Origin of the sequence: Rosenbergiella gaditana (genome assembly GCF_018494065.1) — a bacterium.
Taxonomy (GTDB): domain Bacteria; phylum Pseudomonadota; class Gammaproteobacteria; order Enterobacterales; family Enterobacteriaceae; genus Rosenbergiella; species Rosenbergiella gaditana.
On sequence record NZ_JABBFR010000002.1, the window covers coordinates 98,736 to 114,523 of the forward strand.

At 46.0% G+C, this 15,788-nt stretch carries 15 protein-coding genes and 1 other annotated feature; of the genes, 3 read left to right on the forward strand and 12 right to left on the reverse strand.

Annotated features, from left to right (window positions below):
• Positions 1-123 precede the first annotated feature (123 nt).
• Together ydiK and HH682_RS01920 are read left to right on the forward strand one after the other, a co-directional pair.
• Complete coding sequence (gene ydiK / locus HH682_RS01915) at positions 124-1,275, forward strand: AI-2E family transporter YdiK (RefSeq protein WP_214235717.1); 1,152 nt, start codon at positions 124-126, stop codon at positions 1,273-1,275.
• A 229-nt stretch (positions 1,276-1,504) separates the two neighbouring features.
• Positions 1,505-2,560 carry a 3-deoxy-7-phosphoheptulonate synthase gene (locus tag HH682_RS01920; protein WP_214235718.1) on the forward strand — a complete coding sequence of 352 codons (1,056 nt, stop codon included), beginning with the start codon at positions 1,505-1,507 and terminating at the stop codon, positions 2,558-2,560.
• A gap of 1 nt (position 2,561) precedes the next feature.
• Here the strand turns inward: HH682_RS01920 and HH682_RS01925 are convergent, their stop codons facing one another.
• The 9 genes from HH682_RS01925 to thrS all read right to left on the reverse strand — a co-directional run bounded on the left by HH682_RS01925 (position 2,562) and on the right by thrS (position 11,706).
• Positions 2,562-4,004, reverse strand: a complete 1,443-nt coding sequence (locus HH682_RS01925) for a protein adenylyltransferase SelO (RefSeq protein WP_420826172.1) — start codon at positions 4,002-4,004, stop codon at positions 2,562-2,564.
• Positions 4,005-4,019: 15 nt separating this feature from the next.
• On the reverse strand, positions 4,020-4,505 hold the full coding sequence (locus HH682_RS01930) for a C40 family peptidase (protein WP_250318503.1): 486 nt from the start codon (positions 4,503-4,505) through the stop codon (positions 4,020-4,022).
• 94 nt (positions 4,506-4,599) lie between these two features.
• On the reverse strand, positions 4,600-4,899 hold the full coding sequence (gene ihfA, locus HH682_RS01935) for an integration host factor subunit alpha (protein ID WP_214235722.1): 300 nt from the start codon (positions 4,897-4,899) through the stop codon (positions 4,600-4,602).
• 4 nt (positions 4,900-4,903) lie between these two features.
• Positions 4,904-7,291, reverse strand: coding sequence for a phenylalanine--tRNA ligase subunit beta (gene pheT, locus HH682_RS01940; RefSeq protein ID WP_214235724.1), 2,388 nt, complete (start codon positions 7,289-7,291; stop codon positions 4,904-4,906).
• Positions 7,292-7,305: 14 nt separating this feature from the next.
• The gene (pheS, locus tag HH682_RS01945) at positions 7,306-8,289 is read right to left on the reverse strand and encodes a phenylalanine--tRNA ligase subunit alpha (protein ID WP_214235726.1); all 984 of its coding nucleotides are present in this window, start codon (positions 8,287-8,289) and stop codon (positions 7,306-7,308) included.
• Positions 8,290-8,360: 71 nt separating this feature from the next.
• Positions 8,361-8,486, reverse strand: a sequence feature (Phe leader region).
• Between the two features lie 58 nt (positions 8,487-8,544).
• A complete protein-coding gene (gene rplT, locus HH682_RS01950; RefSeq protein ID WP_092673952.1) occupies positions 8,545-8,901 on the reverse strand; it encodes a 50S ribosomal protein L20 in 357 nt (118 codons plus the stop codon).
• Positions 8,902-8,943: 42 nt separating this feature from the next.
• On the reverse strand, positions 8,944-9,141 hold the full coding sequence (gene rpmI / locus HH682_RS01955; RefSeq protein ID WP_004157374.1) for a 50S ribosomal protein L35: 198 nt from the start codon (positions 9,139-9,141) through the stop codon (positions 8,944-8,946).
• Between the two features lie 90 nt (positions 9,142-9,231).
• The gene (infC, locus tag HH682_RS01960) at positions 9,232-9,774 is read right to left on the reverse strand and encodes a translation initiation factor IF-3 (RefSeq protein WP_092673954.1); all 543 of its coding nucleotides are present in this window, start codon (positions 9,772-9,774) and stop codon (positions 9,232-9,234) included.
• Between the two features lie 3 nt (positions 9,775-9,777).
• Entirely contained in the window at positions 9,778-11,706 is a 1,929-nt protein-coding gene (gene thrS, locus HH682_RS01965) for a threonine--tRNA ligase (RefSeq protein ID WP_214235728.1), read from the reverse strand.
• A gap of 538 nt (positions 11,707-12,244) precedes the next feature.
• Here thrS and hmpA point away from each other — a divergent pair.
• Entirely contained in the window at positions 12,245-13,471 is a 1,227-nt protein-coding gene (gene hmpA, locus HH682_RS01970; RefSeq protein ID WP_214235730.1) for an NO-inducible flavohemoprotein, read from the forward strand.
• A 41-nt stretch (positions 13,472-13,512) separates the two neighbouring features.
• Here hmpA and HH682_RS01975 read toward each other — a convergent pair whose 3' ends face one another.
• The 3 genes from HH682_RS01975 to HH682_RS01985 form a co-directional block, all read right to left on the reverse strand.
• Positions 13,513-14,031: a hypothetical protein gene (locus HH682_RS01975; RefSeq protein WP_214235732.1), complete on the reverse strand. Its 519-nt coding sequence runs from the start codon at positions 14,029-14,031 to the stop codon at positions 13,513-13,515.
• Between the two features lie 117 nt (positions 14,032-14,148).
• Positions 14,149-14,910 (reverse strand): DUF481 domain-containing protein, encoded by a 762-nt coding sequence (locus tag HH682_RS01980; protein ID WP_214235734.1) that lies wholly within the window; start codon positions 14,908-14,910, stop codon positions 14,149-14,151.
• A gap of 243 nt (positions 14,911-15,153) precedes the next feature.
• A complete protein-coding gene (locus HH682_RS01985; RefSeq protein WP_214235736.1) occupies positions 15,154-15,687 on the reverse strand; it encodes a YniB family protein in 534 nt (177 codons plus the stop codon).
• Between the last annotated feature and the right edge of the window lie 101 nt (positions 15,688-15,788).

Below are 15,788 nucleotides of genomic sequence, written 5' to 3' on the forward strand. Positions count from 1 at the left end.
ATTTTAATGGCGCTGCCTTGTTGGATTACTAAAATTATCGAAAAGAGATGTTGTTCCGTAGTCGAATCAAGCATCATAGGCAATATAAAAAGCTAGGCCTTATGAATACAAGGAACATTGACTATGAGTAGACCGCTTCCACCGGAGCGAAGTATTCCACAACGGTTACTAACATTAATATTTTTCTTGTTAATGATTGTCAGCTGTTTCTGGGTCGTACAGCCCTTTATTTTAGGTTTTGCCTGGGCGGGAATGGTCGTCATTGCCACTTGGGGCATGATGCAGCGCCTTCAACGACTACTGTGGAACCGCCGCACGCTGGCCGTCATTGTGATGACCTTTATTATTCTCTTAGTGTTCATTATTCCTATTGCCTTACTTATTAGTAGTGTGTTGGATAATGCACAACCGGTGCTGCATTGGTTAAGTGCAGGACACCTGGTTATGCCTCAATTAGCCTGGTTAGACAGACTGCCGTTAGTCGGTCATAAAGCGTCTCGTTACTACCATCAAATGATCGCGGGGGGAGGCGCTCAACTACTGGCTACCGTTCAACCTTATATCGGCCGTACGACGAGTTTCTTTGTCGCGCAAGCCGGACATTTTGGTAGGCTGTTAGTACATTTAGCCCTCATGCTGCTCTTTAGCGCCCTGCTCTATTGGCGTGGTGAGCGGGTAGCAATGGGGATTCGACACTTTGCTTTTTGGTTAGCGGGGAGCAGAGGAGATGCCGTAGTCATCCTAGCGAATCAAGCTATTAAAGCCGTTGCTTTGGGGATTGTCGTGACAGCCCTTCTACAAGGTGTTGTCGCGGGCGTAGGATTAGCGTTAGCCGGAATTCCTTATGCCACAATACTCACCGTGTTGATTATACTCTGCTGTTTAATCCAAATCGGACCGTTGCTGGTACTGATCCCAGCCATCATATGGCTCTACTACAGTGGCGACACGACCTGGGGAACCGTTTTGGTAATCTGGAGCGTGGTGGTAGCCTCCATGGATAGTGTGATCCGCCCCATGCTCATTCGTCTAGGGGCCGATCTCCCGATGCTGATTATCCTGACTGGGGTAATTGGCGGATTAATAGCCTTTGGCATGCTTGGGCTGTTTATTGGTCCAGTAGTGTTAGCTGTTTCTTACCGACTGGTACATGTTTGGATGCATGAAGCCCCTTGTCCAGATGCTCCTCCTGAAGAGGTGCTTGAGGAACTCTTTGAAGATACGCGGCACATCGCGGAGAATCAGCGCCAGATCCGCGTACCTAAAGAGGGGTAATCCTCTTCTGGGAGAATTCTTACATATTACCCTATTTTTACAGGGTAATATTTCTCAGACGCGTTTATAGCACCTGTCTTAATTATTGAATTGCTGTGTGTAGTCTTTTCCCGCCAGAAGGCGGGTTTTTTTTGTCTAAAACACAGCGATGTTTTTCCCCCGTATTTTCGTTTATTGTTAATGGATAATTACCGGCGTATTGCCGGTGAGCAGGACTATAGAGTAAACCATGATGTTAACAGACGAACTTAGAACGGTGCCTGTCGGAACCTTAATGACCGCGCACCAACTGAATCAGCAAGTCTCTATCACCGAAAATTGCCAACAGCTCATCCACGCGACACGCCATGCTATCAGTCAAATTTTACAGGGTCATGACCAACGGCTATTAGTAATCATTGGCCCATGCTCTATCCATGACCCTGCTGCGGCCGTCGATTACGCAAAAAGGCTCAAACCTTTGCGTGATAAATATCAAGATCGTCTTGAAATCGTGATGCGCACCTATTTTGAGAAACCACGCACAATCGTCGGTTGGAAAGGGCTGATTAACGATCCACACCTTGATGGTAGCCACGATATCAATCATGGTTTAGTCGTTGCCCGACAGCTACTTTCTGATATTAACGCCCTTGGCGTTCCAACTGCGACAGAGTTTCTTGATATGGTGACGGGACAATATATCGCTGATTTTATCAGCTGGGGAGCCATTGGGGCGCGTACCACGGAAAGTCAGATTCACCGTGAGATGGCCTCTGCTCTCTCTTGTCCAGTCGGCTTTAAAAATGGTACAGATGGTAACTGCAAGATTGCTATTGACGCCGTCCGCGCCGCAAAAGTGCCGCATCTATTCCTTTCGCCAGATAAACATGGACAGATGTCAGTGTATCAAACCTTGGGCAATCCTGACGGCCATATTATTTTACGTGGCGGTAAAGAACCCAATTACCAGGCTGAATATGTGAAGGCCTGCCAAGCGGCCTTGGCGGCTATTTCATTGTCTGATCGCGTGGTGATCGATTGTAGCCATGGCAATTGTTTAAAGCAGCACAAGCGTCAGCTTGAGGTCGTCAAGGATATCGCCCAACAGCTCGGCCAGCCAAACCATGGGATTGCAGGGGTGATGGTCGAGAGCTTTATTGTTGAGGGGCGCCAAGATTGGCAAGGCCAAGGTAATGATTGCTATGGCCAATCTATTACCGATGCGTGTTTGGGCTGGGAAGATACCGAGCAACTGCTGGCAAGCCTAGCAGCGGCATCTCCCCTCAGCCAAAAGAGTGAGTGACTTAACTTGAGCAGCTGATGGTTAGCTGCTTGCCCCACTCCGGTGGTGGCTTAGCGAATGCACTGCCGTCGAGCTGTTGTGCAAAGGGGTTCTGGAGCGCTAAGTGGAGTGCTTCCAGCTCCGTTGTATCCCCTTGTTCTGCCGCGCTGATCGCTTGTTGCGCTAGATAATTACGGAGCACGATAGCAGGGTTTACAGCCAGCATCCTCGCTTGACGCTGTGATTGATCCAGCGACTCTTGACCCACGCGTTGTTGATAACGCAAAAACCAGCTGTCGAAAGCAGCTCTGTCTATAAAATCGTCCCTTAATACACCGCCCCTATCACTGCCTGCTGAATAACTCAGTAGACGGAAAGACCGGGTATAGTCTGCTTTTTCTCGTCCCATTAAGGCAAAGAACTCAATCAATAAATCATTATCTTCTGGTTGTGCTTCATAAAGCCCTAGCTTTGCCCGCATACGTTCGCCCCAGGCCGTCATCAGTGCGGGTTCATATTCTTTAAGTGCTAATTTAAGCTTATCCGCAGGCAGCAGGCCAGAGAGAGCATGCGCTAAGCGATTGAGGTTCCATAATCCAATTGTGGGTTGATTTTCAAACGCATAACGGCCCTGATAATCGCTGTGGTTAGAGATCAATTCAGGGTTGTAATCATCCATAAAGGCATACGGACCATAATCGAGCGTTAAGCCTAGCAACGACATATTGTCGGTATTCATCACACCGTGGGCAAATCCCACACTTTGCCATCTCCCAATCATCGTGCCTGTGCGTCGCACGATATCAGCGAACCAGAGATAATAGCGGTCCGCTTGGTCAATCAATTCAGGCCAAAAATTGTTAATACTGTAGTCCGCTAATTTTTTCAGCTCTTCCGTCTGTTGTCGATAAAACAGGTGCTCAAAATGGCCGAAACGAAGATGACTTTCAGCAGTACGAATAAGCATTGCTCCAGGCTCTGCCACTTCGCGTTGAACTAAGTCTTGGCCTATCGCGATACTCAACGCCCGTGTTGTCTTAATACCTAGACCGTGCATCGCTTCAGATGCCAGAAACTCACGGATCGTTGAGCGTAAGACGGCACGACCATCACCCATTCTCGAATAAGGCGTCTTACCCGCCCCTTTCAAATGCCAATCGACCTTCGTTCCAGTCTCCAGCTGTTGTTCACCGAGTAACACACCACGGCCATCACCTAACTGCCCTGCCCATACCCCAAATTGATGTCCGCTGTAGACCTGGGCAATCGGGCGCATACCACAAAGGAGTTCTCCCCCCCACCATACCGACGATTTTTGTAGTGATTCTGTCGAGGGAAGCGTTAAGTCGTCAGCGAGAGCGCGATTCAAATACAGGAGCCGGCCTTCTTGTAATGGGGTAGGCATTACCTCAGTACAAAGTTCAGGGAGTTCATTACACCATTGATGTTCGAATTTCATTTTCACCTCGGGCCGTAGCAGTTATAAACGACGCGCTTGCCAAAAGACTTTCTGCCAATAGACATTATTTAACGACGAACGCATAACGCCACGACTAGTAGAAGCATGGATAAATTGATTCTGGGTATCGTAGATGCCTACATGCAATCCACCTTCCCCCCAGCCGGTTTTGAAGAAAACAAGATCTCCAGGAAGCAGATCTTTCTTACGAATACGAGTCCCTATATCGCTTTGTTGACGTGTCGTTCTTGGAAGCTGTATCCCAAAGCGTTCGCGGTAAGTGCGGTAGACAAAGCCCGAACAATCAATACCACTTCGGCTCAGGCCACCATATCGGTAAGGTGTTCCGCGCCACTTAACCAGTTGGTCACTCAGTACCTGATGGACCGCTCGGGGATTTGACAGCCGGGCATTTGGTGACGGTGCATGACTGCTACAACCAATCACTAAGAATGTTAAAAGGACTGCAAAAATAGGCACACTGCGTGAGAGTAACTTTTTATACATAAGCCTACACCACTCCTTGTCTTAAACGATAACGCAAGCGATAGAGATAAAAAAAGCTGCCAAGGCAGCTTCTTTTATTATTAGGGTTATTGCATTAGTCTTTTTTTGGCACTGCAGTTTCAACCCGGCTTTTGAGTTTCTGCCCAGGCCGAAAAGTCACTACTCGACGAGCAGTGATAGGGATATCTTCACCGGTCTTAGGATTTCGCCCTGGACGTTGGTTTTTTTCCCTAAGATCAAAGTTACCAAATCCCGATAGCTTGACCTGTTCTCCCTTCTCCAGCGCACTGCGAATCTCTTCGAAGAAAAGTTCCACTAACTCTTTAGAGTCACGTTTGCTAAGACCCAATTTTTCAAACAAATATTCTGACATTTCAGCTTTTGTAAGCGCCATCGGTTCAATCCCTCAAGGTTGCCTGGAATCGCTCTTTTAACGCTGCAACACAGTCAGCTACCGTGGCAGCAATATCCTCTTCTTCAAGTGTACGCGTAGAATCTTGTAGGTGCAGGCTTATTGCAAGGCTCTTAAAACCAGGCTCAACCCCCTTTCCACGGTATACATCGAATAAGTTTACGCCAACCAACTGATTTACGCCAACTTTCTTACACTCAGCGATAATATCTGCTGCATTGACAGATTCTGATACCACCACGGCAATATCACGACGGTTAGCGGGGAACTTAGAAATTGGCTTAGCCTGAGGAATTTCACGCTCAGTCAGTTTATCCCACAGTAGCTCAAAGACGACTGTCCGGCCGTTCAGATCGAGTTTACGTTCCAATTCAGGATGTATAACCCCCATCCAACCAATGACTTCACCAGCAAGAACAATTTCCGCACTTTGCCCAGGGTGTAACGCACTATGCTCGGTACGACGGAAAGTGACCTGCTCAGTTTTACCGGTTAACTCTAGTAGCCCTTCCAAATCGCCTTTTAGATCATAAAAGTCTACGTTTTGACGTTCTATTAACCAATGCTCATCACAACGCGCGCCAGTAATAACACCCGCTAACATCATTTCTTGACGGATCCCTAACGGTGCTTGCATATCGGGGATAAAACGTAATCCGCTTTCGAATAGCCGCACACGACTTTGCTGACGGTTTTGGTTATAAACAACTGCATCAAGCAGACCTGTCCAGAGCGATAAGCGCATTGCGGACATATCAGCAGAAATTGGGCTAGGTAAAATCAGCGCTTCTTGTTGCGGATGCAGAAGTGCTTGGGTTTTCGGATCCACAAAGCTATAGGTGATGGCTTCTTGATACCCTTTATCAACTAATAAAGTTTTAACCCGTTGTAGCGCTAAATTCGCCTCGCGATGCGCGGGCATAATTAAGCTCGCCTTGACGGGAACATCTGGAATATTGTTATACCCATAGACCCGAGCGACTTCTTCAATAAGATCTTCTTCGATCTCCATATCAAAACGCCAGCTCGGTGCAACAACTTGCCATTGTTGCGCAGAGGCAGTGACCTGACAGCCCAATTGGGTCAAGATTTCCGTGACCTGTTCATCGGCAATAACGTGACCGATAATGCGATCTAATTTAGTCCGACGCAAAGTAATGGCCGCAGGTTTTGGTAGATGCTGTTCAGCACTCTTTTCAATAACCGGACCGGCTTGACCACCGCAAATCGCTAACAGGAGTTCTGTGGCGCGTTCCATCGCTGCATGTTGGCCAGCAGGGTCAACGCCACGCTCATAACGGTGTGATGCATCGGTATGAAGACCGAAACGACGAGCACGACCAGTGATCGCGAGCGGAGAGAAGAAAGCACACTCTAACAACACATGCTGGGTTGCAGGGGTAATACCAGACTCTTCACCGCCAAAGATACCGGCCATCGCTAACGCTTTATCATTATCAGCAATAACCAGTACATCTTCGTTAAGCGTGACTTTATTGCCGTCTAACAAGGTTAAGGTTTCACCCTGAGTCGCGTGACGTACCTCAATTTTTCCATTCAACTTGTCTAAGTCGAAGGCGTGCATCGGCTGACCACGTTCAAGCAGAACGTAGTTGGTGATATCAACAATCGCATCAATGGAACGAATACCGCAGCGACGTAGTTTCTCTTGCATCCAAAGTGGCGTGGGTGCATTGATATCAACATTTTCAATCACACGTCCTAAGTAACGTGGACAAGCTTCGCCTGAGGTCAATTCAATAGGGAACTGACGGTCGCTGGTTGGCGTGAGCGGGGCTACCGCTGGCACGTTGAACGGCATACCGTTGGCAACAGCGACGTCACGGGCAATGCCCATAATGCCTAAGCAGTCAGCACGGTTTGGCGTCACGCTAATTTCGATAGTGTTGTCATCGAGCTGTAAATAGGCGCGAATGTCTTGGCCAATTGGCGCGTCAGCAGGGAGTTCAATAATTCCTTCTGACTCCACATCAATGCCCAACTCGGTGAAGGAGCAGAGCATGCCTTCTGACGGCTCGCCACGTAGCTTGGCCGGTTTTATTTTGAAGTCGCCCGGTAAAAGCGCCCCGACAGTTGCCACGGCGACTTTTAACCCTTGACGGCAATTTGGCGCCCCGCAGACTATATCGAGTAAACGATCGCTACCGACGTTAATTTTGGTAACGCGTAATTTATCGGCGTTCGGATGTAGATGACATTCGACGACTTCGCCTACGACCACGCCATTAAATTCGCCAGCGACCGGCTCAACGCCGTCAACTTCTAAACCCGCCATAGTAATTTGGTTAGAGAGTTCATCACTCGTTAGGGCCGGATTTACCCATTCACGTAACCAGAGTTCACTGAATTTCATTGGATAACCTGCCCTTATTTAAACTGTTTGAGGAAACGTAAATCATTTTCAAAGAAAGCACGGAGATCGTTAACGCCATAACGCAACATGGTTAAACGTTCCATTCCCATACCAAATGCAAAGCCTGAGTAAACGTCAGGATCGATACCGACGCTACGTAAGACATTAGGATGCACCATGCCACACCCTAAAACTTCTAACCATTTGCCATTTTTGCCCATCACATCAACTTCTGCTGAAGGCTCGGTAAAAGGGAAGTACGAAGGACGGAAACGTACTTGTAAATCTTCTTCGAAGAAATTACGTAAGAAATCGTGCAAGGTGCCTTTGAGGTTAGTGAAGCTTATATCTTTATCGACGATTAACCCTTCCATTTGATGGAACATCGGCGTATGAGTTTGATCATAATCGTTACGATAGACGCGACCCGGGGCAATGATACGGATCGGTGGTTGTTGTGCCTTCATTGTACGAATCTGTACACCAGAGGTTTGCGTTCTGAGAAGACGATCAGCATCAAACCAGAACGTGTCATGATCCGCACGTGCGGGATGATGCGCAGGAATGTTTAGTGCATCGAAATTGTGATAAGCATCTTCAATTTCTGGGCCTGTTTTGACACTAAAACCGAGTTCACTGAAGAAGCCTTGAATACGATCAATGGTACGCGTCACCGGGTGAAGCCCCCCATTATCGATACGGCGTCCCGGCAAGCTAATATCAATAGTCTCTTCCGCTAAGCGAGCATTAAGCGCGGCATTCTCAAGAGACTCTTTACGCGTATTTAAATGTTCTTGGACCTGGCTTTTCGCTTCGTTAATTACCGCACCCGCCGCTGGGCGTTCTTCCGCAGGTAATTCGCGTAAACGGGTCATCTGTAAAGTAAGGTGACCTTTTTTACCTAAATATTCGACACGCACCGTGTCTAATGTGGCGATATCCGTCGCCTCGTCAATCGCGCCCTTTGCTTGGGACACCAATTCTGCGAGTTGGGACATGTCTTTCCTCTTTTATCCAGTCTATCTGGGAAGTTATGCTATATAAACAGTTAATAACGACAAGTCTTAAAAACAACAAAGCCTCCTTAATGGAGGCTTTTCGCGCGTTTTTTCGTTTCTTATCTCATGCGCTAAAGCCCCACTTGGTCAGAGGCTAAAGAAAATAAAGAAACGAAAAAAAGCCGCATTCATGCTTAGAGTCCAAAATCTAGAGAGTAAAAATAAAAAAGGGAGCAAGCTCCCTTTTCTACTGACTTATGCCAGTGCTGCTTTCGCTTTTTCGACCAACGCAGTAAAGGTTGATTTGTCGAATACAGCGATATCAGCCAAAATCTTACGGTCAATTTCAATAGACGCTTTTTTCAGTCCATTGATGAAACGGCTGTAAGAGATGCCATTCGTACGAGCTGCTGCGTTAATACGCGCGATCCACAGCTGACGGAATTGACGTTTGCGCTGACGACGGTCACGGTAAGCATATTGACCTGCTTTGATGACTGCCTGGAAGGCAACACGGTAAACACGTGAACGTGCTCCGTAGTAACCTTTAGCTTGTTTTAAGATTTTTTTGTGACGAGCACGGGCAACAACACCACGTTTTACACGAGCCATAGTAGCTCTCCTGTTTTATATTCTGAAATTAAAAAAAGTAACTTATGCGTACGGCAGGCAGGCAATAACTAGACCTAAATCGCCTTTTGACACCATGCCTTTCGGACGTAGGTGACGTTTACGCTTAGTTGATTTCTTAGTCAGAATATGACGCAGGTTCGCGTGCTTACGCTTAAAACCACCAGAGGCAGTCTTTTTGAAGCGCTTAGCCGCGCCACGTACAGTTTTAATCTTTGGCATTTTTACAAATATCCACTTCGCATTGTTAATAATATAAAGCAACAGGCGAATACAGCGCCAACCGAGGTTGGCGTAGCATTACTTGATGGCCTACTGCTTCTTCTTCGGCGCAAGCACCATAATCATCTGGCGGCCTTCGATCCTGGATGGGAAGGATTCGACCACTGCCAGTTCAGACAGATCTTCTTTCACGCGGTTAAGCACTTCCATACCAATCTGCTGGTGTGCCATTTCACGACCACGAAAACGTAGCGTGATTTTGGCTTTGTCGCCGTCTTCGAGAAAACGAATCAGGTTGCGTAGTTTTACCTGATAGTCGCCTTCATCAGTGCCAGGACGGAATTTAATTTCCTTAACCTGAACAACTTTCTGCTTTTTCTTCTGTTCCTTAGAAGACTTGCTTTTTTCATAGAGGAATTTGCCGTAATCCATGATTCGACAAACTGGCGGCTCGGCATTCGGGCTAATTTCAACTAAATCAACACCCGACTCCTCGGCTTTCTCTAAAGCTTCACGCAGACTAACGATACCGAGCTGCTCGCCTTCGATCCCCGTCAGACGTACTTCATTTGCGCGAATCTCGCTATTGATGCGGTTCGGACGCGTAGGTTGTACTCTTTTTCCGCCTTTAATACTTTATTCCTCCAACTGATGAATACTTCTGCTGCGAATTTCATTTTGCAGCGTCTCAATCAATACGTCGACATCGAAAACACCTAAGTCTTTTCCGCGGCGGGTACGCACGGCAACTTTGCCTGCCTCGACCTCTTTATCACCACAGACTAACATGTAGGGCACGCGACGTAATGTGTGCTCACGGATTTTAAAGCCAATCTTCTCGTTTCTCAAGTCTGCTTTAGCTCTAATACCCGCATTTTGTAATTTTTTAGTCAATTCGTTGACATATTCTGCTTGGCTATCGGTGATATTCATCACCACGACTTGCAGTGGCGCTAACCACGTTGGGAAAAAGCCTGCAAACTCTTCGGTCAAAATCCCAATAAAGCGCTCAACTGAACCTAGTATAGCACGGTGAATCATAACTGGCGTTTGACGGTCATTATTTTCACCGACATAAGTCGCTTCTAAACGCTCAGGCAGAGAAAAGTCGAGCTGTACTGTACCACATTGCCATGCACGATCCAGACAATCATATAAAGTAAATTCGATTTTCGGACCGTAAAAAGCCCCTTCGCCCGGTTGATATTCAAATTCAATATCATTATTTTTCAGCGCCTGAGCTAGATCCTGTTCTGCTTTATCCCACAGCTCATCGCTACCGATACGCTTTTCAGGACGAGTTGACAGCTTCACCACAATCTTTTCGAAGCCAAAGGTGCTGTACATATCATAGACCATACGGATACAGCTGTTTACTTCATCCAGTATTTGGTCTTCAGTACAGAAGATATGGGCGTCATCTTGAGTAAATCCGCGTACACGCATCAAGCCATGTAAGGCTCCTGATGGCTCGTTACGATGACAGCTACCAAACTCCGCCATCCGTAATGGCAGATCACGATAAGACTTTAACCCTTGGTTGAAGATCTGCACATGACCTGGGCAGTTCATCGGCTTAATGCAGTATTCACGGTTCTCAGAAGACGTGGTGAACATCGCTTCTTTATAGTTTTCCCAGTGCCCGGTTTTTTCCCACAGCACGCGGTCCATCATAAACGGACCTTTAACTTCTTGGTATTGATACTCTTTGAGTTTACTGCGAACAAAGGTTTCCAACTCGCGGAAAATTGTCCAGCCATCATTATGCCAGAAGACCATACCCGGTGCTTCTTCTTGCATATGGTAGAGATCAAGTTGCTTACCAATTTTACGGTGATCACGCTTAGCCGCTTCTTCCAAACGCTTCAAATAAGCCGCAAGCTGCTTTTTATCTGCCCACGCGGTACCGTAAATGCGTTGCAGCATTTTATTATCGCTGTTACCGCGCCAGTAGGCCCCAGCTAACTTCTGTAATGTAAAGTGGTGGCAGAAACGCATATTCGGTACATGCGGACCACGGCACATATCAATATATTCTTCGTGATGATAAAGACCTGGCTCATCATCACGACTAATATTTTGGTCAAGAATTTCGATTTTGTACGTTTCGCCACGCGCTTCAAACGCGTCGCGGGCTTCTTGCCAACTGACTTTTTTCTTGACGACTTCGTAATTTTTTTCGGCCAACTCGTGCATACGTTTTTCGAGTTTTTCGAGGTCTTCCTGAGTCAATGTGTGGTCAAGGTCGACATCATAGTAGAAGCCATTATCGATGACTGGCCCAATCGCCATTTTGGTATTTGGCCACAGTTGCTTAATCGCATGCCCCAATAAGTGCGCACAAGAGTGACGGAGGATCTCGACCCCCTCTTCATCTTTAGCGGTGATAATGGAGACGTTTGCATCGTCGGTAATAGGATCAACGGCATCGACCAGTTCGCCATTCACACGTCCGGCAATACAGGCTTTAGCAAGACCAGGACCAATGTCTTGGGCTATATCCATCACACTAACGGCATGATCAAAACTACGTTGGCTTCCATCAGGAAGAGTAATAACTGGCATTATATATCCTTAATTGCAGTGGTAACCCACACGACAGGCTACATGCTATATTATTTTCTATTTTAAAATCAAAGAATTGCGTCTTGATTTAACCTAACTTTTTGTAATTTGGTACACCATTTGGTACACACTTCGAATTCTTCGTTTCTGAGGGGAACCCAGAAAACATGATATTACAGGTTTAGGAAGACGACTTAAAGGGTACGGCTTCTATTTCATAAACTCTTCACCTTTTAAGCCACCACTTCCAGGGCGATTCAGTGAGGAGAAATAGGCTAAAACTCGCTATCCTACTATCACAATAGTTAACGGGAAGAAGCGCTAGAGAAATTTTATAATTCTCTTTGAAAGGAACACATCTTTATTGATTAACTACGTTAATATCCATTCTAAACAACAATTTAATCAAAATACAAACACCCACTTACTTCTTCCCTGCTAAGCAAGAACATCAGTATTTCGAACTAATTGCTCATTCGTACTTGCCAAGCTTAAAGGTGCATATAAAATACACTTTTAACTTACAAGGGAGATCACGATGTTAACTACAAATCAAAAAGCGCTCGTTCAACAGACCATTCCCGTGCTTAAAGCCAACGGGCAAGCACTGACTGGCTACTTTTATCAACGTATGTTTAGCCAAGTACCTGAGCTGAAGGAGACATTTAACATGGGACATCAGCGAGAGGGACGCCAAGCTAAAGCCCTAGCAAACGCCATACTGGCTTATGCTGAAAATATTGAAGATCCCAGTGTGTTACTCCCTGTTATCGACTTGATCTGCCAAAAACACGTTAGTCTTACTATTCAAGCTCCCGATTATACGGTTGTCGGCAAACATCTCCTCCACTCAATCAGTGAGGTACTTGATATCTCGATGGAAGATGAATTAATCGGTGCTTGGACGGCCGCCTATCACGAATTGGCAACATTGATGATTGATACCGAAAAAAGAATTTACACTAAGCAGGAACGGACAACCGGGAGCTGGGTAGGATGGCGTGACTTTACCCTTGTAAAAAAAGTAGCCGAAACAGCGAACGTCACCTCCTTTTACTTAGCCCCTAATGATCATTTACCTCTGCCTGATTACCTTCCTGGTCAATATATCTCGGTACGCGTTGAGGTTCCGGCCCTCGGTTATAAGCAACCACGTCAATATAGCCTCTCGTGCGCACCTAACGGGCAATTTTTTAGAATAACCGTGAAGGAGGATAATGGGGTCGATCCTGGGTATGCCTCATCAACTTTACACCAGCAGATGCAAGTAGGTAGCCATGTAGAAGTCAGTGCCCCAATCGGTAATTTTACTATTGCAGATGCCACTAAACATAATGTACTAATCAGCGCAGGTATCGGTATTACCCCCATGGTAGCGATGTTGGAGGGACTTACCGAATCCGGTAAATCGTGCGCCACTCATTCAACTCTGCCGCCTTCTGCAATCAGTTTTATCCATGTAGCAAAAGATGCAGATAACTATGCCTTAGGTGAAGAAGTGAACCGCCTCGCGCAAAAGCATTCTCAGGTCACAACCTTTGTTAATTATAGCCGCGGTGTCACCCGCCCTCACCCTGCAGGGGCTTGTGGGCGCTTCATGTTACAATCCGTTCCCTCATCATTACTTTCTAAGGATGCTGACTTTTACCTTTGCGGACCGGTAGCATTTATTCAGTCGATCAATGACGACTTACAACTACGTGGTATCCCCGCAAGCCAAATCTATTTTGAGGTCTTCTCGACAGGAGGTTTAGCCTCTTCATAATGATAAGTCCTACTTATCGTTTGATACAGTCTGAATAGGTTTCACCAAAAATGGAAATAGAGCGTAATGCCACCTAGCACTAGCCACAATAGCGCCAAAAGGATAGTTGACCGTCTTGAGAAGAAAATAGAGTAGCGATGGGCTTTATTCGCATAATACTGTTGAGTAAAAAGCGGACGCTCGTCAAAAGCATGACCAATAACAATATCAGAGCTCAATAGACAATCCTGCTTTTCTTGCCAGTGGTCGAGCGCTCGATAGACTGCGCTGATTTCGATATAGGAGTTCACGCAATTGAACACCCCAAAGATAGTCAGTAATACTGGAATGTAGAGCGTATAGAGGTCACCCCAATGCGGATTGGTATTATTCATTGCCGAGCAATACGCAATGACCATAAAGGATTGCGCGGTAAAAAATGCATTAGTACGCTGAGCGAGAGACGAAATTTCCTGATGAATCTCTTGGCGATAAAACGTTAAGCGTTCGCGAGCCGTCGAGAACAGTGCCAACGATTTGTCGTTAAGATCGGGAGGGGGATTACCTATGGAAGAGTCCACGGCGTTCTCCTGCAGTTAAAGTTAAATGGAACTTAAGCATAGTCCCAAATAACATCGGCAGAAGAACGGTTAAGATTTATCTTAGCCACCCATGTAGTGAACACAGGTGGCTGGTTCTTACAGGGTGTAAGACAGTAAGATTGATGTTTTGGTATCGGTGCGGTCTGGCGCGGATGACGGTGGATTATTGTTCCACGTCACGTTATAGGCGAGCTTCAGCGAGAAGTTTGAGTTGATAGCAACTTGTAGTCCAGTCTCTGAGTTAACCGTTGTATCTTCACCAAACGAGCTTAATACTGAAACACCTTGAATGAATTTGGTGGTGTCCGTCAACTGCCATTGGTAGCTTAACGCACCGTAAGCGAGCGCGGTGGTTTTGTGTCCACCTTCATGATAATCATCATAACGCACGCCTGGACCTAATTCAGCACGCAGTGAGTGCTCAGGACCATTCAAGATTTGGCGACCATAACCGGCTGTAGCCGTATCACGACCATCGTAGCCATTTAAGCGATCGCTAAGCCAAGTCGCTTGACCGAAGAGGTAATCATCAGTATTTAAGTTATGACGAGTACGACCACCAATACTATAAGTTTCCGAAGAGCGTTCATCATTTGAAGAGGTATTCGAGGCGTTACCGAAAAGACTGTAAGCCATGGTATCTTGAAACCACGTCATATTGGTTTGGGCGGTAAAGTTAGAACTTTTCGTGTTACCACTTTGAGCGAGATAACCCGCAGAAGCTGAACCGTCAAAAGGTTTTTTAGCCGTAGCCGGATTGTCCATCGAGGTGAATACGACGTTGTCTGCAAGCGCTTGCTGGCTCAATCCACCCAAGCCCAATAATACTGTGAATGCAACTTTATTAAAAACTTTCATTGAATGACCTGTACTAACGAAATGGGTCCAAAAATGCAGAGTCTCTGCATACCTGAATGTAAATGCATAGCGACAGCCTATCAGCTCCCGTTTCTAATCGTTGGGAGACGGTTTAGCTGGGTGCGTATCATAACGATAGATTTCGAAAATAAAAGAGGGGAAAGTGTAAATCAGAGCAATAACTGTTTCTGAGTGGATAAAAGCACGTCAAACGCCGCTGAGCGCTTAACGTATCAACTTTATTTAGATAAGCGACAGCCAATGCAGCAAAAAATAACCGACCACCACAACCATAATGGGTAAAATGTACAACAGATAGTACTGTCGGAAAGGACTGTGGTTAGTTAAGTTTATACGCTGTATAGCAAGCAGAGCACTGTTTTGATCTCCCAAAGCATTCTCTATAACATGATGATCTTCAATTTGCTCCTTTACATAGCGATATTGCCGCCATTGGCGTGATCCAGCAGCATTTAACGCCATCCCGAAAAACACCAGCATAAAAAATAGCCAAAATAATATATTAGTACTGTTTCCAAAATCGGGGACTGGTGAATGCTGCCAAAAGAGGTTCAAAAAAGCTGTATTAAATCGCACCATATCGATAATTACACGAGTAAAATCCGAAAGCACTGCATTGATACTGGCTAGTTTCTCACGCTGACTACTGAGATAATTGAGCAGTGAAATAGCGGTTGATAACGTACCAATAATAAAAATGAGCCATCCAATACTTTTCTTTAGTATCGCGTTATACCGCGCTTCAGTAAGTGTCATAATGTTGCCTATCAATTAATTTATCTGTTAATAAATAGCATAGCTTATTTGACAAATCGATCGTAGTTGAAACAATAGGTCCAATAACTCACTGACCCGTT

Coding starts and splice junctions, on each gene's coding strand:
- ydiK (WP_214235717.1), top strand. CDS start 124: ATGAGTAGACCGCTTCCACCGGAGCGAAGTATTCCACAACGGTTACTA.
- HH682_RS01920 (WP_214235718.1), top strand. CDS start 1,505: ATGATGTTAACAGACGAACTTAGAACGGTGCCTGTCGGAACCTTAATG.
- HH682_RS01930 (WP_250318503.1), bottom strand. CDS start 4,505: ATGTATAAAAAGTTACTCTCACGCAGTGTGCCTATTTTTGCAGTCCTT.
- ihfA (WP_214235722.1), bottom strand. CDS start 4,899: ATGGCGCTTACAAAAGCTGAAATGTCAGAATATTTGTTTGAAAAATTG.
- pheT (WP_214235724.1), bottom strand. CDS start 7,291: ATGAAATTCAGTGAACTCTGGTTACGTGAATGGGTAAATCCGGCCCTA.
- pheS (WP_214235726.1), bottom strand. CDS start 8,289: ATGTCCCAACTCGCAGAATTGGTGTCCCAAGCAAAGGGCGCGATTGAC.
- rplT (WP_092673952.1), bottom strand. CDS start 8,901: ATGGCTCGTGTAAAACGTGGTGTTGTTGCCCGTGCTCGTCACAAAAAA.
- rpmI (WP_004157374.1), bottom strand. CDS start 9,141: ATGCCAAAGATTAAAACTGTACGTGGCGCGGCTAAGCGCTTCAAAAAG.
- thrS (WP_214235728.1), bottom strand. CDS start 11,706: ATGCCAGTTATTACTCTTCCTGATGGAAGCCAACGTAGTTTTGATCAT.
- hmpA (WP_214235730.1), top strand. CDS start 12,245: ATGTTAACTACAAATCAAAAAGCGCTCGTTCAACAGACCATTCCCGTG.
- HH682_RS01980 (WP_214235734.1), bottom strand. CDS start 14,910: ATGAAAGTTTTTAATAAAGTTGCATTCACAGTATTATTGGGCTTGGGT.
- HH682_RS01985 (WP_214235736.1), bottom strand. CDS start 15,687: ATGACACTTACTGAAGCGCGGTATAACGCGATACTAAAGAAAAGTATT.